The following is a 17,271-nucleotide window of genomic DNA, read 5'->3' as shown; positions in this document are numbered from 1 at the left end:
TCAGATGGACGAGTTGAACGCGGCGACGGGCACGGTGCCCGGCTGGGCGGCCTGGCCCGCCAGGACGCGCCGGCGGACGAGCGCGAGCGTGTCGGGGTGCTCGGTGGCGACCCGACCGAGCGGAGTCCGCAGGCTACGCGTCAGGAGGTCGACGGACGGTGGGCTGTGACGAGGGGCTGTCTGGTCCACAATTGTCTCCGGGGGCCCGAGGCGCGACGGCGCAGGCGGCAGCATGGCTCGAAGGGCTCTGATCCGTGACCAGAATAGACAAGTCTCGACCGCTTGTCACCGTCGGTGCGACACCGAGCACCGCTTGTGCAGACCGTGGTCGGGCGAGGAGGAGCTAAGCATGTGCCGGAGCATCAAGACCCTGCGGGAGCCGTACGTCCCGGACGTGACGCCGGCGGACATCGACGCCGCCGCGCTGCAGTACGTCCGGAAGATCTCGGGCTTCCGCGCACCGGCCCCGCACAACGCGGAGGCCTTCGACGCCGCGGTGGCTGCGGTCGCCGCCGCCACCGCCACCCTGCTCGACCAGCTCGTGGTGCGCGGCGCACGGTCGGGCGGGGCCACCGCCGCGGCCGGATCCTAGGGCGTGTGTCGAAGTCCTCGGTCGAGCCGAGGCGGAGTCCAGGCGGCGGTCCGGCAAGGCGGGGATTCGTTCGGATACCGGTGTTGTATCCGGACGAAGCGCCGACGCCGCCGGTCGTCGTCTGGGCCCGCCGCAGGCCGGCCAGGGACTTTGACACACGCCCTAAGCACCCCGGCCGGTTCCACGCCCTTCCGACCGTCATCCCCGCCCGGATTCGCCGGGCGGGGATGCGCCGGTCAGGCCGCGGCGAGCGCCGGGGCGACCGTGTCGGGGGCCCACCGCGAGCGGTGGCACTGCGACCAGCCGCGGCAGCCCGGATCGGCCTCGGTGCAGAGGCGCTGATTGGTGAGCATCTCGCCGTCGTCGGTCTCCCGGACGTCGAAGTGCACCGGTCGGATCGTGCCGTCGGGGGCGACGAGCAGATGCCGTCCGGCGTCGAGCGTGTCGTCGCGCAGCAGGCAGCTGTGGTCCAGCAGCCGAGCCAGCGCGGCGATGCTGGCGTGCTCGGAGAGCCCGTCGGGCACCCCGTAGCAGTCAACGATCGTGGCGAACTCGCCCGGTGCCTGCCAGACGTCGCAGATGACCGCGTACGCGGGCAGTCGAGCCGGGTCGGCGATCGCCAGGGGCATCACCACCCGGCCGAGCGCCTCGGCCAGCGCCGGGTAGACCTCCACGGGTCGTACCTGGTCGATTCTCCAGTTCCACAGCTCGGTCATGCCGCCTCCTCGCTGCGTTCGTCCCACCGGCCTCCGGATCGGGCCTTACTGACGATGGTGCGGTGCATTTGACCCCAGCCGTGGGCAAGTTACCTGTCTGTGACCATTCCGGGCAAAATTTCCCGCCACCGCATCGCTCGGAGTAGCGGGAAGATGACAGTTTATCGGGTATGGTGCGGCTTCCCGCGCCGCCGCACCGGGCCGTCAGACGCCCGGAATCACGTCGGACGAGCCCCCCGGACACCCCTCAGCGGAGGACGACCAGCTGCTCGCCGCGCGGCAGCAGTTCACCGACCACCGCGGCACCGGGCAGCTCCCCCGCCACCAGCAGTCCGCCGGAGGTCTGGGCGTCGGCCAGCAGCAGCCGCTCCTCCTCTCCCGCCGCGCCGAAGTCGGTCCACGGGGTGACCCACTCCAGGTTGCGGCGGCTTCCGCCACTGACGTATCCGTCCCGCACCGCCTCTCGGGCGCCCGCCAGGTACGGCACCCGGGCCGCGTCGATCGCCACGGTGAGGCCGCTGGCCCGGGCCAGCTTCGAGGCGTGCCCGAGCAGACCGAAGCCCGTCACGTCCGTGCCGCACCGGATCCCCGCGGCGACCGCCGCGCGGGCGGCGTCCCGGTTCAGCGCGCTCATCGAGGCGACCGCCTCGGCGAACACCTCACCCGTGGCCTTGTGCCGGGTGTTCAGTACCCCGACGCCGAGCGGCTTGGTCAGCGACAACGGCTGCCCCGGCCGGCCGGCCTCCAGCGTGATCAGCTCCTCCGGCCGGACCACCCCGGTGACCGCCAGCCCGTACTTCGGGCCGTCGTCGTCGACGCTGTGCCCGCCGGCGAGATGGCAACCCGCCTCGCGGGCCACGTCCTGCCCGCCGCGCAGCACCTCACGGGCCAACTCCATCGGCAGTACGTCCCGGGGCCAGCAGAGCAGGTTCAGCGCCACCAGCGGGGTACCGCCCATCGCGTACACATCGGAGAGCGCGTTGGCCGCGGCGATACGCCCCCAGTCGTAGGCGTCGTCGACGACCGGGGTGAAGAAGTCGGCGGTGGCGACGAGGCCGGTCCGCTCGTCCAGGCGGACCACGGCGGCGTCGTCGCCGTGGTCCAGGCCGACCAGCAGCTCGGCGGTGCCGGTCGCGGGTGCGAGCCCGGCGACCATCGCTTCGAGCTCACCGGGTGGGATCTTGCACGCGCAGCCGCCGCCTCGGGCGTATCGGGTCAGCCGTACCGGTTCGGTCATTCACACATGATCGCCGCGTCGGAAGGTCACCGCTACAGGTGCCGGACAAGTCGCCTGGTCGAAACCGGACACTCGACGCCGGCCGCGGTGGGTGTTACCGCTCCGTGACCAACTGAGTTGCATTCCGCCACAACTCGCCGCCTACAGTTGCCCAACCAGGGGTCAACCGGCCCCGAGCGGGAGACGACAGGGACGGTGGACTACGTGACGACGGGCGAACCGCTCATCGTGCTGGACTCGGTCAACAAGTGGTTCGGGCCGCTGCACGTGCTCGACGAGGTCTCGCTCTCGGTCGGCCGCGGCGAGGTGGTCGTGGTGATCGGACCGTCCGGCTCGGGCAAGTCGACGCTGTGTCGGACCATCAACCGGCTGGAACCGATCAACTCCGGCGCCATCACCTTCGACGGGCAGCCCCTGCCGGCTGAGGGCAAGGCCCTCGCCAAGCTGCGCAGCGAGGTCGGCATGGTCTTCCAGTCGTTCAACCTCTTCGCGCACAAGACCATCCTGGAGAACGTGACCCTCGGTCCGATCAAGGTCCGCAAGGAGAAGCCCGCGGTGGCCCGGGAGCGCGCCATGGCGCTGCTCGACCGGGTCGGCATCGCCAACCAGGCCGACAAGTTCCCGGCCCAGCTCTCCGGCGGCCAGCAGCAGCGGGCGGCGATCGCCCGCGCGCTGGCCATGCAGCCCAAGGCGATGCTCTTCGACGAGCCCACCAGCGCGCTGGACCCGGAGATGGTCGGCGAGGTGCTGGACGTGATGACGTCGCTGGCGAGCGACGGCATGACGATGGTCGTGGTCACCCACGAGATGGGCTTCGCACGGCACGCGGCCAACCGGGTCATCTTCATGGCCGACGGCCAGCTGGTGGAGGATGCTCCGCCGGCCGAGTTCTTCGCCAACCCGCGCAGCGAGCGGGCCAAGGACTTCCTCTCCAAGATCCTCACGCACTAGGCGTCCACCCAGGAGCGCGCCATCCGTCGGCGGGCTTCGTCGAAGAAGGAGAAGAGTATGCGTATGAAGCGCGTGGCGGCGGTCGCGGCGGCCGCGACCCTCGCCCTCGGGCTGGCTGCCTGTGGCGACAACGGGTCCGGTGAAGGTACCGGCAGCGGCGGGGAGACCAAGTCGTTCGCGGCCGGCAGCACGATGGAGCGGCTCAACAAGGCCCAGGCCATCAAGATCGGCACCAAGTTCGACCAGCCGGGCTTCGGCCTCAAGGGCCTGTCGGGCAAGCCGGAGGGCTTCGACGTCGAGGTCGCGAAGATCATCGCCAAGGAGCTCGGCATCCCCGAGGACAAGATCGAGTGGGTCGAGGCCCCCTCGAAGGTCCGTGAGGACGTCATCGTCAACGGCACGGTCGACCTCGTCGCCGCGACCTACACGATCAACGACAAGCGCAAGGAGCGCGTCGCCTTCGCGGGCCCGTACTACGAGGCCGGCCAGAACATCATGGTGAAGAAGGACGACACCACGATCACCGGCCCGGACTCCTTCAAGGACGGCGCCAAGAAGGTCTGCTCGGTCACCGGCTCCACCCCGGCCGAGGAGATCAAGAAGCACGTCAAGGACGTCGCCACCCAGCTGGTGCTCTTCGACACCTACGACAAGTGCCGGGACGCCCTCAAGGGCGGCCAGGTCGACGCGGTGACCACCGACAACGTGATCCTGCTCGGCTACATCGCCAAGGACGAGGCCTCGTTCAAGCTGGCCGGCGAGAACTTCACCAAGGAGCCGTACGGCATCGGCGTGAAGAAGGAAGACACCGACTTCCGCACCTTCGTCAACGACACGCTGGAGAAGGCGTACGGCGACGGCAGCTGGCAGAAGGCCTGGGACGACACCGCCGGCAAGTTCGGCGCCGAGCTGGGCAGCGCGCCGACCATCAACCGCTACTGATCTGACCCGTTGATCCGGAGGGTGGGGAGGAAGTCCGACCCGTGAGTGTGCTCATCGACAAGTTCGACGTCTTCGCGGGGGGCTTCTGGCTCACCCTCCAGATCTGCGTACTCGCCGCGATCGGCGCCCTGATCCTGGGCGCCGTCGTGGCGGTGCTCCGCATCTCACCCGTACCGCCGCTGCGAGCCGTCGGCACCGCGTACGTGAACACCTTCCGGAACCTGCCACTCACCGTGGTCATGTTCTTCGCCGCGTTCGGCCTGCCGGCGCTCGGCTCGAACGCGGACTTCCTGCGAATCCCGGTCCTCGACTCGCTCTTCAACCGGCTCGGCACGGACCTGCCCTACTTCCGCTTCGCGCTGATCGCGCTGGTGCTCTACACCGCGGCGTTCGTCTGCGAGGCGCTGCGCTCGGGGGTCAACGCGGTGCCGGCCGGTCAGGCCGAGGCCGCCCGGTCGCTGGGCCTGACCTTCGGACAGAACCTGCGCTACGTGGTGCTGCCCCAGTCCTGGAAGGCCTCGATCGTGCCGCTCGGTTCGGTGATCATCGCGATGATCAAGAACTCGGCGCTGATCGGCTTCTTCGGCGTGGTCGGTGATCTGTCGGCCACCGCCGACCAGCTCACCGGGGCCGAGGGCTACGCCTTCATCCCCGTCGCCATCGGCATCTCGATCGGATACCTGATCATGACCGTCCCCCTCGGCGCGCTCCTCGACCGGATCGAGAAGCGGCAGGCGGTGGCCCGATGAGCCAGCAGACCGTCCTCTACGACGTACCCGGGCCCCGGCAGCGCCGGATCACCCTCGTCAGCAGCCTCGTCGCCATCGTGCTGGTGGCCGTCGGCGTGTACTTTCTGATCTACCGGCCGTTGGACGACAAGGGCCAGTTCTCGATGGAGCTGTGGGGGCCGCTCGTCGACCCCTCCAACGAGAACTTCTCGCTGGTCTGGAAGCGGATCGGGCTCGGCCTCAAGAACACCCTGATCGCGGCGGTGCTCGCGATCGCCTCCTCGCTGGTGGTCGGCACGCTCCTGGCGGTGCTGCGGATCCAGCTCAAGAGCCTGACCCAGCGCCGGTTCACCGGGCTCGCCACGCCGCTGTCGTACCTGCTGCGCGGGCTGAGCCTCGTGCTGTCGGCGGTCACCCGGGTCTGCGTCGAGGTGTTCCGCGGGCTCCCCGTCGTCATCACCATCTTCTTCGTGGCGCGCGGCTTCCCCGAGTTCGGCGTCACCTTCGAGACGCTCTGGTACCTGGTCATCGGCCTCACCATCTACAACTCGGTGGTGATCGGCGAGATCCTCCGCTCCGGCATGGAGGGTCTGCCCGGCGGCCAGGCCGAGTCGGCCGCCGCGATCGGTCTCTCGCCGCTGCAGACGACCCGGATGATCCTGCTGCCGCAGGCGTTCCGGATCATGCTCCCCGCGCTGATCAGCCAGCTGGTCGTGGTGCTCAAGGACACCTCGCTCGGCTTCATCATCAGCTACGAGGAGACCCTGAACATCGGCAAGCAGATCATCGGCGCCCTGGAAAACCCGATCCAGGTGTACGTGGTGATCGCCGTGCTCTTCATCGCGGTCAACTACTCGCTGTCGAAGCTCGCCCAGTACGTGCAGCGCCGCCTCGCCCGGGGCCGCAAGACGGCCGGCACCCCGGCGCAGAACCCGCCGCCCGCGGCGCTGGCCTCCCAGTCGGAGAGCTCCGGCCAGGGAATCTGACGCCCACCTGACGGCGTGAAGGGCCGGCCCGCAGTTCGGGGCCGGCCCTTCACGTATCTGTTCTCCCAACCCGGGCACCCGCCCTACGACTGAGCGCCCCACGCGGGAGGCAGAATCCAAGTCGATGAACACTGTCGCCCGGGTCGCCCTCGGAATGGTGGCGGCGCCGTCCGCTGCCGTAGCCGTCTACCTGCACGGAGTGTGGGCGGGGCACTTCCTCGACCTCCGTGCCACCAGTGAGTACTGCCCCGCCAAGCCATTGGACTCCACCTCGACCAGCGCCGACTGGCTGCCACTGCGGCACCTCTGCCGCTACGCGGACGGCACCACAACGGATCTGGTTCCCGCGTACGTCAACCCGATCGTGTTCCTCTGTCTGGCCGTCGCGGTGGCCTGCACGGCGCTCACCCTCCGGTCCGCCCGCCGTCCATGATCATCGGCACCGCCGCTCCCGCACCAGGGCAGCGGCGGTGCCGACGAGCGGCTCAACCGGCTGCACACCGCTGCGGAGCGCTGCCGGGCTCCGGCATGTCCGGGGAGCCGCCGTGGTTCTTCAAGGGCGCCCCGTCAGCGGGCGATCTCGGTGACCCGGGACTCGCGGACCACCGTCACCCGGATCTGACCGGGGTAGGTCAGCTCCTCCTCGATCTGCTTGGCCACGTCCCGGGCGAGCACAGCCGCGCCGATGTCGTCCACGTGCTCCGGCTTGACCATCACCCGAATCTCGCGGCCGGCCTGCATGGCGAAGACCTTCTCCACCCCGCCCTTGCCGCCGGCGATCTCCTCGATCCGCTCCAGGCGCTTGACGTACGCCTCCAGGCTCTCCCGCCGCGCGCCCGGCCGACCGCCGGAGCAGGCGTCGGAGGCCTGGGTGAGCACCGCCTCGATGGTCTGCGGCTGCACCTCGTTGTGGTGCGCCTCGATTGCGTGCACCACCTCTTCGCTCTCGCCGTACTTGCGGGCCAGGTCGGCGCCGATGATGGCGTGACTCCCCTCCACCTCGTGGGTGAGCGCCTTGCCGATGTCGTGCAGGAACGCGGACCGCTTGATGAGCGGCACGTCCAGGCGCAGCTCGGCGGCCATGACGCCGGCGATGTGAGCGGTCTCGACGAGGTGCTTGAGCACGTTCTGCCCGTACGACGTCCGGTAGCGCAGCCGGCCCAGCAGGGTGATCAGCTCCGGGTGGATCTCGGTGATGCCGACCTCGACGAGCGCGTCCTCGGCGGCCCGCCGGCAGAGCTGCTCGACCTCCTGCCGGGCCAGGTCGTAGACCTCCTCGATCCGGTGCGGGTGGATCCGCCCGTCGAGCACCAGCTTCTCCAGGGTGAGCCGCCCGACCTCGCGGCGGACCGGGTCGAAGCAGGAGAGCAGCACCGCCTCCGGGGTGTCGTCGATGATGAGGTTGACGCCGGTCACCGACTCGAAGGCGCGGATGTTGCGCCCCTCCCGGCCGATGATCCGGCCCTTCATCTCGTCCCCGGGCAGGTGCAGGACGCTGACCACGCTCTCCGCGGTCTGCTCGCTGGCCACCCGCTGGATCGCGTCCACGACTATGTGGCGGGCCCGCTGCTCGGCGGTGCCCCGCGCGTCGGCCTCGATGTCGCGGACCAGCAGCGCCGCCTCCCGCTTGGCCTGGCCCTCGATCGCCTCGATCAGCTCCGTTCGGGCGGCCTCGGCGGTGAGCCCTGCGACCCGCTCCAGCTCGCGGCGACGATGCAGCTCCGCCTCGGCGAGGCCGGCCTCCCGCTGGTCGAGCGCGGCATCTCGGGCGGCCAGCGCGGCGCTCGCGGCGCTCAGCTGCCGCTCGCGCTCGGCGAGCCGCTCGACCTCCTCGGTGTGCAGGCGCTCCCGCTCGTCCATCCGGGCCGCCCGTCGGTCCACCTCGGCGGCCTGCTCGCGGGTGGTCGCGGCGAGCACCGCGACCTCCCGCTCGCCGCCGCGGCGGGCGGCCGTGCGCAGCTGCTCCGCGTCGGCCTCAGCCTGCTTGTGGGCACGCTCCAGGACGGTGTCGGCCTCGGCGCGGGCGTCGTCGAGCATCCGGCGGGCCTCCGCCCGAGCCGCCTTCGCCTCCGCCTTCGCGGCCGCGGCCTCGGCGCGCGCCGCAGCCGCCGCGGACTTCGCCACGTCGATGGTGCTGTTCGCCTCGTCGGCCGCGTTGCGCAGCGCCGCCAGGGACTGCTCCTGGCGGTCCTTCTCGGCGATGAAGGCCGGGTCCGCCGGTCGGGCGCCGCCCAGCTGGCGCAGGGTCCGCAGGCCGACCGTCAGCGCGCCGACGACCACCAGGGTCAGGATCAGGACCACGACCAGGAGCACCGTGTCGAAGGCGCTCATGCGGGGACTCCGCGCGGACCACCGGTCAACCTGTGCCGTCCCGCCATGGCCGCCTCCCCTGAACGTCGGCGCCGCAGCAACCGTGCCGGAGGCACGCTCCTGCGGCTTCGGACGCCCGACCGGAGCGACTGGCCGTGGGTAGCTTCCTCCACCGGCGGTGCTCGCGGGCATCGCCGGTGGCCTGGTGCAGTTGTCGCTTCAGCTCCGGACCGGCCTGTCCGGAGCTGCCGCCATAGGTCGGGCGAGCCGACCAAAGTGTTGTTCTTCCGTTACGCGATCTATGTTGTGCGCTTAGCCTGCGCTGGTCGGGCAATGTGAGCCTGTATGGCGAGGCTAGGTCGCCAGGGGTGGTCTGGTCAAGGAGTGATGATCAAACCCCCCGAACGGAGAGAAGTTGCCCCGTCACCCAGCGCTCACCATGCGCCGGACACCAGCGGACAAACACCACCGGCGGTCGACCATCGCCCCGTCACCGTCGCTCGCCACGGCGCCGAGCATGACGTCACGTCCCGCCAGTGGGCTGATTCCGCGCGTGATCGACTCAGGTACCGCGGAGGTCGGGCAGCTCGCTCGCCGGTCACCGGGAGTTCACTGAGGACGAGTCGAGACGCCACCCGCCGGACCGGCGCCCCGGCCACGATTCCGGCCTGAGGATGCCACCCGTCACATCCCGAACCGCCAGCCGCGACTCGGGTTCCTTGAAGTCGGGGCATCACGCGGCCCAGACACCGCGACATCAAGGAAACCGAGTCGATCACCGCGCGCCAGCGCGAGACCGGTCAGCCGGTCGCCCGACCGTCGCGCTCGATCTCACCCTCCGCCTCAGCCAGGGCGTCCGCGTCGATCTGTTCGGCGAACTCGGCGGCCTCGGCGCTCTGCGCGGCGAGCGCTTCCTTGACGGCTCGGATCGCCACTCCCGGCGGGTAGCCCTTGCGGGCCAGCATCCCCACCAGGCGGCGGAAGACCGCGTCCGGCTCACCCCGGGCGGTGCGCAGCTTCCGCTCGACCAGCGCCCGCGCGGTCTCCGCCTCGGCCTCCTCGCTGAGCTCGCCGAGCGCCTCGCTCGCCACCTCACCGTCGACGCCGCGTTGGCGCAACTCGTTGGCGAGCGCGCGGCGAGCCAGGCCCCGCCCCGCGTGCCGGCTGCTCACCCAGGCCCGGGCGAACGCGGCGTCGTCGATGATGCCGACCTCGTCGTAGCGGTCGAGGACCTGAGCGGCCACCTCCTCGGAGATGCCCCGCTTCGTGAGCGCCCCGGCCAGCTCGGCGCGGGTACGCGGCCGCACGGCGAGCTGCCGCAGGCAGATCTCCCGGGCAACCTCGGCCTCGTCCCGGGGCGGGGCGGGCGCAGCCGCCGCCGCCTCCGGATCAGACTCCTCGGCCCTGCCCCGCCGACCACGACGAGGGCGCGGCGTGCTGGGGTCGTCGCCCGGGCGGGGTGGGCTGGCATCCCAGCCTCGCCCCGCACGGGCTCGTCGTCCTGCCACAGTTCAGGTCAGAAGTCGACCGGCGGCAGCTCCGGGCCACCGGCGGCGTCGCCCGCGCCGACCCCGACGCCGAGCTTCTCGAGGATCTTCTTCTCGATCTCGGCCGCCACGTCCGGGTTCTCCTTGAGGAACTCCCGGGCCTTCTCCTTGCCCTGGCCGAGCTGGTCGCCGTCGTAGGTGTACCAGGCGCCGGACTTGCGGATGATCGCCTGCTCCACACCGACGTCGATCAGCGAGCCCTCGCGGGAGATGCCCTTGCCGTACATGATGTCGAACTCGGCCTGCTTGAACGGCGCGGCGACCTTGTTCTTCACGACCTTGACCCGGGTGCGGTTACCGACCACGTCCGTGCCGTCCTTGAGGCTCTCGATGCGGCGGACGTCGAGCCGGACCGAGGCGTAGAACTTCAGCGCCCGTCCACCGGTGGTGGTCTCCGGGCTGCCGAACATCACACCGATCTTCTCGCGGAGCTGGTTGATGAAGATCGCCGTGGTGCCGGTGTTGCTGAGCACACCGGTGATCTTCCGCAGCGCCTGGCTCATCAGCCGGGCCTGGAGACCCACGTGGCTGTCGCCCATCTCACCCTCGATCTCGGCGCGCGGCACCAGGGCCGCCACCGAGTCGATCACGATGATGTCGAGCGCGCCCGAGCGGATCAGCATGTCCGCGATCTCCAGCGCCTGCTCGCCGGTGTCCGGCTGGGACACCAGCATCGCGTCGGTGTCGACGCCGAGGGCCTTGGCGTACTCCGGGTCGAGCGCGTGCTCGGCGTCGATGAAGGCCGCGATGCCACCGGCCCGCTGGGCGTTGGCCACCGCGTGCAGGGCCACTGTGGTCTTACCGCTGGACTCCGGGCCGTAGACCTCGATGACCCGGCCACGAGGCAGGCCGCCCACACCGAGCGCCACGTCGAGCGCGATGGAACCGGTCGGGATCACGGCGGTCTGGACGACCGGCCGCTCCCCCAGACGCATCACCGAGCCCTTGCCGAACTGCTTGTCGATCTGAGCGAGAGCAAGGTCGAGTGCCTTCTCCCGGTCAGGCGCTGCCACCATCGTTGCCACCCCTGCCTTCGCCGGCGTCTTTGCTGAGCTTCGCGTCACGCGGACACGCTAGGCGCTGGGTCCGACAGAAAACCAGCCGACGGGCCGCGAGCTGTGGACGAGCACCCCGCTGTGGACAATAGCCGAACAGGTGTACGAGTCGGCAAGCGACACGCGGACCGGTGGAAAACGCTGCTCAGCGTAGTCGCGCCGGCACCCGGTCGGGGTAGGCCGCGCAGACCGCCCGCCACACCACGTGCGTCTCCTCACCCCCGGCGAGGGCCTGCTCGATGGTCCGTCCGCCGAGCTGGGAGAGCACCTGGTCGCTGGCGATGCTGGCCGCGTAGCCGGGGCCGAAGGCCTCCTCCAGCCGCGTCCAGAAGTCGGTCAGCCGCACGTGATCACTCCTCCTCGTCCGGTGCCCCCGCCGGCACCGGCCGCAACGCTAGCGCCACCAGGGGCACCGTGGCGACCGCGGCGAGCAGGGTGAGGACGGGATAACCGGCGGCCCGCATGACAAACCCGCTGACCGCCGCGGCCACGGCGCCGGCCAGCCCCATCGTCAGGTCGGAGAAGCCCTGCACGCTCGGCCGGACGGCCGCCGGCACCGACTCCGAGAGCAGCGTGGAGCCCGCCACCATGGTGCCGGACCAACCCAGCCCGAGCAGGACCAGACCGATCGAGAGGCGGGGGGTGTGGTGCCCCGCGGTACCGGCGACCGCGCACGCGGCGAGCAGCAGCGCGACGCCGACGAGGATCACCGCCCGCCGACCGAGCCGGTCGGTGAGCCAACCCACCACCGGCGAGAGCGCGTACATCCCGGCGATGTGCAGGCTCAGCACGATGCCGACCACCCGCAGCACGTCCGCGTCGCCGTGCGACTCACCGAGGCGGACCGGGGTCATCGACATGACCGCCACCATCACCGTGTGACCCACCGCCACCGCGACGATGCCGAGCCGGGCGGCGGGCAGGCCGCGTACCACCCGCCAGGCCGCACGCATCCCGGCACCGCGCCGGGCGGTCCTGGCCGACGCGGAGGTGGCCTCGGCCGGCGCGGAGGTGGCCTCGGCCGGCGGGGGGAGCTCGGCCGCGGCGCCGGCCGCCACCGGCGCAGCGGGCGTGGCCAGCCGGCGCGCGGTCAACAGCGGATCGGGGCGCAGCAACGCCAGGAGCACACCGGCGGCGAGCACGAACGCGACCGCGCTGAACGCGAACGGGCCGGCCAGCGGGGGCAGCCCCCAGCCGGTGGTGGCGTGGTCGGCCAGGTCGGCGAAGTTCGGGGCGGCCACCGCGCCGATCGTGGTGGCCCAGACGATCAGCGAGAGCTGGCGGCCCCGCCGAGCCGGCTCGGCGAGGTCCACGGCCGTGTAGCGGGCCTGGAGGTTGGCGGCGGTCCCGCCGCCGAAGAAGAGCATGCCGACGAAGAGCAGCGGTACGAAGCCGGTGACCGTGGCGAGCACGACCAGCACCGCCCCGACGGCGCCGGCCAGGTACGCGACCGCGAGCCCGGGGCGGCGGCCGTGCCCGTTCATGATCCGGGTGACCGGGACCGCCAGCAGGGCACCACCCACCACGGAGGCGCTCTGCGCCACACCGGCCAGCGCGGTGCCGGCGACCCGCGCCGCGAGCAGGGCCCCCACCGAGATGCCGATGGTGACACCGATCCCGCCGACGATCTGGGTGCCGAAGAGCAGCCGCAGCGTACGCCGCTGAATAGGCGCGACGTCCGGGCGGACCGGCGTCGACGCGGTCAGTTCGGTGGCCATCGGCGGCTCCGGGGTGGGTACGGCGGTATGACGCCGCCCATCCTCGCGCACGACCGGCGGTCGCCGGTGCCCGGGCGAGGGCCGGGCCGACGCCCGCCCGGTCAGGTCGCGAGGGCGCGGGCGGCGACGGTGAGGTCGGTGACCAGCCCCTCGTACGCCTTGTCGTGATCGTCGGCGCGCAGCACCGCGGAGGGGTGGATGGTGGCGAGCAGCTGGGCCGGCGGAGTGTCGGCCCGCTTCCCGGCGCTGTCCACGGGCACGCCCCGGAAGTCCTCGGGGTGCTGGGCGGAGTCCGGCCAGGGCAGCAGCTCGCCGCGCTGCCGGGTGACCCGGAACGCCGGCCCGAGCAGCGCCTTGGCGGCGGTGGCGCCGAGCACCACGACGACCGCCGGACGCAGGCGGGCGAACTCCGCGACCAGCCAGGGCCGGCAGGCGGTGATGTGCACCCGGTCCGGCGTCTGGTGGATGCGCCGCTTCCCGCGCAGCTCGAATCGGAAGTGCTTCACGGCGTTGGTCAGGTAGATCGAGGCGGGGTCGAGGCCGGCGTCGTCGACGGCCCGCCGCAGCAGCCGGCCGGCCGGGCCGACGAAGGGCAGCCCCTTCTGGTCCTCCATGTCGCCGGGCTGCTCACCCACGAACACCACTCGGGCGCTCTCGTCGCCCCGGCCGAAGACGGTCTGCGACGCGTCGCGGTAGAGCTCGCAGCCGTGGCAGTCGGCGGCCGCCGTGCGCAGCTCGTCGAGGCTCTCCGCCCCGGGCGGGATGAACCGTTGGGCGCCGGGGGCGTTAGCGGTCTGCTCGGCCATGCCGACTGTTATATACCCGTTCCGGGATCGATGCCGGATACCCGACCGGTGGGCGTCCGGCGCGGACGCCCGGTCGTCCTCGTTCAGGGGCGGCCGCCGGCACCGTCGGAGACCACCACGACGATCACGATGATGATCGCGATGACCGCCACGGCGATCGCGACCCAGATTCCCTTCCTCGCTCCCGAAGACGCCATGGACGCCCACCTCCCGCACCGCGGTTACCCGCCCGTTCCCGCCTGACGCCCCCGTGGCGGGTCGACCACGGTGACCTCGCCCCTCCCGCCCGCTGCGCTCGCCGGCCGGCCGGCCCGCCCGCGCCGGGGCCGGGTGCGGGGGCGACGTCGGCGCGGCCCGGTCAGGCGGTGAAGCCGCCCGGGTGCGGCGGTCGGACGGCGCGGGCCAGCGCGTCGGCGAGCGGGGTGACGTCGGTGTCGACGAGCGGGCTGACCGTGATCCGCAGGCCGGGCTCGGCGGCGATCCGGTAGAGCGCGCCGGGCGCGACCGACCAGCCGGCGTCGCGCAGCGCGGTCACCGCGCTGGTCTCCTCCGGGACGGGCAGCCAGACGTTGATGCCGCTTCGCCCGCGCGCCTCGATGCCCCGCTCGGCGAGCGCGGCGAGCAGTGCCGTACGCCGCCGTTCGTAGCTCTCCGCCGCGCGGTCGACCTGCGCGGCGACGGCCGGGTCGCGCCAGAGCGCGAGCAGCAGCCGTTGCAGCACGGTGGAGACCCAGCCCGCGCCGACCCGGGTCCGGCCGGCGACCCGGGCCACCGTGGTCTCGTCGCCCACCAGCACCGCGAGGCGCAGGTCCGGGCCGAAGGGCTTGCTGGCCGAGCGAAGGAACGCCCAGCTTCGCGTCGCCCCGGCGAGCGGGTGCAGCGGTACGCGGGCCAGTTCGGCGGCGTGGTCGTCCTCGATCAGCAGCAGCTCCGGCCAGCCGGTGAGGAGTTCCCGCAGCGCCGCGGCGCGGGCGGCGGAGATCGCGGCGCCGGTCGGGTTCTGCGCGCGGCTGGTCAGGATCAGCGCGCGGGCCCCGGCGCTGAGCGCGGCCGAGACCCCGGCCGTCAGTGGCCCCTCGTCGTCGACCGGTACGCCGATCGGGCGCAGCCCCAGCGCGGCGATCAGGTCGAGCAGGTTGGCCCAGCCCGGATCCTCGACGGCGACCGCGTCACCGGCGCGCAGGTGGGCGCCGAGCAGCCGTTCGATGCCGTCGAGCGCGCCACCGGTGAGGGTCAGTTCGCCGGCCGGTACGCCGTCGGCGGCGAGCCGGGCGCGGGCCGCCTCGGCCAGCTCGGGGAGGACGCCTCCGCCCGAGTAGCCGATCGAGGCTCCGGCGTCGGCGGCGAGGGCGGCCAGATGCGGGCCGAACGGCGGCAGCAGCGACGGATCGGGCTCACCGGCGGAGAGGTCTCGCAGGCCGGGCGACGGGGGCGGGCGCAGCGCCGAACGGCGGGCCGCCACCGGCGGGCGGGGACGGACCCGGGTGCCGTGCCGGCCGGCGGTGGCGACCAGCCCGCGCTGGCGGAGCTCCTGGTAGGCGCGGGAGACGGTGGCCGGGCTGACGGCCAGTTCGGCGGCGAGCGCCCGGACCGGTGGAAGGGCGGCCCCGGGCGGCAGGGCTGCGGTGCGGATGCCGGACTCGATGCTGGCCGAAATCTCGACGGCCGTCGCCCCGGTCACCTGATAGCGTGCTGACACAAATATGGGATTGTACTAGAACAAAGGCGGATCGCGATGGCCACCCCTGGAACCGACCCGACCACCTACCCCCGGACCACGCGGACCACCCCGAACCGCTCCCGCGACCGGATGAGCTACGACCGGGCGGGCGTGCACGCCGTGCTGGACGAGGCGTACCACTGCGTGCTCGGGTTCACCGTGGACGGCGAGCCGCGGGTGCTGCCCACCCTGCACGTACGCGTCGACGACACCCTCTACCTGCACGGCTCCACCGGCAGCCGGCCGCTGCTCGCCGCCCGGGGCGACGGGCTGCCGGTCGCCGTGGCGGTCACCCTGCTCGACGGGCTGATCTACGGCCGGTCCCAGTTCCACCACAGCGCCAACTACCGGTCCGTGGTCGCCCACGGCACCGCCCACCTGGTGACCGACGAACGGGAGAAGGCCGCGGCGATGACCGCCCTGGTGGAGAAGGCCGCCGCCGGGCGCAGCGCGGACAGCCGCCCGCCCAGCCGCAAGGAGCTGGCCGAGACCGCGGTGCTGGCGCTGCCGCTGCACGAGGTCTCGCTCCGCCGCCGCGTCGGCGGAGTCCGCGAGGAGGAGTCGGACCTCGGCCTGCCGCACTGGGCCGGAGTGGTGCCGCTGCGGCTCACCCGGGGACGTCCCGAGACCGACCCGGCCGTGACCGCCCCGATCCCGGCGTACCTGTGGCCGGAGCGCTCGCCCTGGCTCGACCCGGTGGTGCTGCGCGGCGAGCACGTGACGCTCGAACCGCTCGAGCTCGCGCACGCGGGCGAGCTGCACGCCGCCACAGCCGACCCGGAGGTCTGGCGGCACCTGTCGCGGGCCGTGCCGACCGACGCCGCCGCGACGGCCGCGGTGATCACCGAAGCGCTGGCCGCCCACGACCGCGGCGAGCGGGTGCCCTGGGTGCAGCGCTGCGCGGCCACCGGCGCGGTGGTCGGCAGCACCTCCTACTACGAGGTGGACCCGCAGCGCCGTTCGGTGGCGATCGGCCACACCTGGCTCGGCCGGCCCTGGTGGCGTACCGGCATCAACACCGAGGCGAAACTGCTGCTGCTCACGTACGCCTTCGAGGAACTGGGCGCGGTCCGGGTGGTGTGGCACACCGACATCCGCAACGAGCGCTCCCAGCGGGCCATCGAGCGCCTCGGCGCGACCCGCGAAGGGGTGTTGCGCATGCACCGGCAGCGCCCGGACGGCTCGTGGCGCGACACCGTGCAGTACGCCCTCACCGTCCAGGAGTGGCCGAACACACAGCAGGCGCTGTGGGAAAGGCTTCGTCGCACGGCACCGGCGGCGTGATGATGGCCGGCGTGCTGGGGATCACCGACATCGGAACGTACGTGCTGGGCACCGTCGCCATCATCCTGCTGCCCGGACCCAACTCGCTCTTCGTGCTCTCCACCGCCGCGAAGCGCGGCGTGGCCGCGGGCTACCGGGCCGCCGGCGGGGTCTTCCTCGGCGACGGGGTGCTGATGCTCCTCTCCGCCGCCGGGGTGGCGTCCCTGCTGAAGGCGTACCCGCCGCTCTTCCTCGTCATCAAGTACGCGGGTGCGGCGTACCTCGGTTACATGGGTCTGACGATGCTGCGTGGCGCCTGGCGGCGCTGGCGCGACCGCAACGACCCGACCATGCCGCGGCTGATCGACGCGGCACAACCGGCGGAGCTGCGCAGCCCGTTCCGCAAGGCGCTGGTGATCAGCCTGCTCAACCCGAAGGCGATCCTCTTCTTCGTCTCGTTCTTCATCCAGTTCGTCGACCCGGCGTACCACTGGCCGGCGCTCTCGTTCCTGCTGCTCGGGCTGATCGCGCACCTGACCAGCGCGCTGTACCTGACCGCGCTGATCTTCACGGGTACCTTCCTGGCCGCGCAGTTCCGTCAGCGCCGACGGCTCGCGGCGGGCGCCACCACCGGCATCGCTGCCCTCTTCCTGGGCTTCAGCGTCAAGCTCGCGACCGCGAGCATCTAGGGTCGGGGGCG

At 72.1% G+C, this 17,271-nt stretch carries 18 protein-coding genes; 8 read left to right on the top strand and 10 right to left on the bottom strand.

What is annotated here, in order from left to right; translation table 11 throughout:
* On the bottom strand, positions 1-189 hold the full coding sequence (locus D7044_RS24875) for a hypothetical protein (RefSeq protein ID WP_120677020.1): 189 nt from the start codon (positions 187-189) through the stop codon (positions 1-3).
* Positions 190-349: 160 nt separating this feature from the next.
* Here D7044_RS24875 and D7044_RS24870 point away from each other — a divergent pair, with 160 nt between their 5' ends.
* Entirely contained in the window at positions 350-592 is a 243-nt protein-coding gene (locus tag D7044_RS24870) for a DUF2277 domain-containing protein (RefSeq protein ID WP_120677022.1), read from the top strand.
* A gap of 236 nt (positions 593-828) precedes the next feature.
* Here the strand turns inward: D7044_RS24870 and D7044_RS24865 are convergent, their stop codons facing one another.
* Positions 829-1,308 (bottom strand): hypothetical protein, encoded by a 480-nt coding sequence (locus tag D7044_RS24865; RefSeq protein ID WP_120677025.1) that lies wholly within the window; start codon positions 1,306-1,308, stop codon positions 829-831.
* 247 nt (positions 1,309-1,555) lie between these two features.
* Positions 1,556-2,545, bottom strand: coding sequence for a selenide, water dikinase SelD (gene selD, locus D7044_RS24860; protein WP_120690351.1), 990 nt, complete (start codon positions 2,543-2,545; stop codon positions 1,556-1,558).
* A gap of 195 nt (positions 2,546-2,740) precedes the next feature.
* Here selD and D7044_RS24855 point away from each other — a divergent pair, with 195 nt between their 5' ends.
* The 5 genes from D7044_RS24855 (at position 2,741) to D7044_RS24835 (ending at position 6,585) form a co-directional block, all read left to right on the top strand.
* A complete protein-coding gene (locus D7044_RS24855) occupies positions 2,741-3,496 on the top strand; it encodes an amino acid ABC transporter ATP-binding protein (protein ID WP_120677029.1) in 756 nt (251 codons plus the stop codon).
* 57 nt (positions 3,497-3,553) lie between these two features.
* A complete protein-coding gene (locus D7044_RS24850; protein ID WP_120677031.1) occupies positions 3,554-4,438 on the top strand; it encodes a glutamate ABC transporter substrate-binding protein in 885 nt (294 codons plus the stop codon).
* A 41-nt stretch (positions 4,439-4,479) separates the two neighbouring features.
* Positions 4,480-5,187, top strand: coding sequence for an amino acid ABC transporter permease (locus D7044_RS24845; RefSeq protein WP_120677033.1), 708 nt, complete (start codon positions 4,480-4,482; stop codon positions 5,185-5,187).
* Positions 5,184-6,152: an amino acid ABC transporter permease gene (locus D7044_RS24840; RefSeq protein WP_120690350.1), complete on the top strand. Its 969-nt coding sequence runs from the start codon at positions 5,184-5,186 to the stop codon at positions 6,150-6,152. The genes D7044_RS24845 and D7044_RS24840 overlap by 4 nt, the downstream gene beginning before the upstream one ends.
* A 124-nt stretch (positions 6,153-6,276) precedes the next feature.
* The gene (locus D7044_RS24835) at positions 6,277-6,585 is read left to right on the top strand and encodes a hypothetical protein (protein WP_120690349.1); all 309 of its coding nucleotides are present in this window, start codon (positions 6,277-6,279) and stop codon (positions 6,583-6,585) included.
* A 134-nt stretch (positions 6,586-6,719) separates the two neighbouring features.
* On the opposite strand, the gene rny is transcribed toward D7044_RS24835, so the two are convergent.
* From rny to D7044_RS24795, 7 genes are all read right to left on the bottom strand, one after another.
* Complete coding sequence (gene rny / locus D7044_RS24830; RefSeq protein ID WP_120677040.1) at positions 6,720-8,483, bottom strand: ribonuclease Y; 1,764 nt, start codon at positions 8,481-8,483, stop codon at positions 6,720-6,722.
* 779 nt (positions 8,484-9,262) lie between these two features.
* A complete protein-coding gene (locus D7044_RS24825) occupies positions 9,263-9,970 on the bottom strand; it encodes a regulatory protein RecX (protein WP_120677042.1) in 708 nt (235 codons plus the stop codon).
* Positions 9,971-9,978: 8 nt separating this feature from the next.
* Entirely contained in the window at positions 9,979-11,025 is a 1,047-nt protein-coding gene (gene recA / locus D7044_RS24820) for a recombinase RecA (protein WP_120677043.1), read from the bottom strand.
* A 184-nt stretch (positions 11,026-11,209) separates the two neighbouring features.
* Positions 11,210-11,410, bottom strand: coding sequence for a DUF3046 domain-containing protein (locus D7044_RS24815; protein WP_120677045.1), 201 nt, complete (start codon positions 11,408-11,410; stop codon positions 11,210-11,212).
* A gap of 4 nt (positions 11,411-11,414) precedes the next feature.
* Complete coding sequence (locus D7044_RS24810; RefSeq protein ID WP_120690348.1) at positions 11,415-12,782, bottom strand: MFS transporter; 1,368 nt, start codon at positions 12,780-12,782, stop codon at positions 11,415-11,417.
* A gap of 101 nt (positions 12,783-12,883) precedes the next feature.
* Positions 12,884-13,588 (bottom strand): UdgX family uracil-DNA binding protein, encoded by a 705-nt coding sequence (locus tag D7044_RS24805; protein WP_120677049.1) that lies wholly within the window; start codon positions 13,586-13,588, stop codon positions 12,884-12,886.
* 358 nt (positions 13,589-13,946) lie between these two features.
* Positions 13,947-15,287: an aminotransferase class I/II-fold pyridoxal phosphate-dependent enzyme gene (locus D7044_RS24795; protein WP_120677054.1), complete on the bottom strand. Its 1,341-nt coding sequence runs from the start codon at positions 15,285-15,287 to the stop codon at positions 13,947-13,949.
* A 36-nt stretch (positions 15,288-15,323) separates the two neighbouring features.
* On the opposite strand from D7044_RS24795, the gene D7044_RS24790 reads away from it, so the two are divergent.
* Together D7044_RS24790 and leuE are read left to right on the top strand one after the other, a co-directional pair.
* On the top strand, positions 15,324-16,592 hold the full coding sequence (locus D7044_RS24790) for a bifunctional pyridoxamine 5'-phosphate oxidase family protein/GNAT family N-acetyltransferase (RefSeq protein WP_120690346.1): 1,269 nt from the start codon (positions 15,324-15,326) through the stop codon (positions 16,590-16,592).
* Positions 16,592-17,260, top strand: a complete 669-nt coding sequence (leuE, locus tag D7044_RS24785; RefSeq protein WP_120677808.1) for a leucine efflux protein LeuE — start codon at positions 16,592-16,594, stop codon at positions 17,258-17,260. The genes D7044_RS24790 and leuE overlap by 1 nt, the downstream gene beginning before the upstream one ends.
* The last annotated feature ends 11 nt before the right edge of the window (positions 17,261-17,271 follow it).

This window comes from Micromonospora musae, from assembly GCF_003626635.1.
In the GTDB taxonomy this organism is placed as follows: Bacteria; Actinomycetota; Actinomycetes; order Mycobacteriales; family Micromonosporaceae; genus Micromonospora; species Micromonospora musae.
Note: the sequence above shows the minus strand (reverse complement) of the source record. Positions and strands in the feature narration are given on the sequence as shown.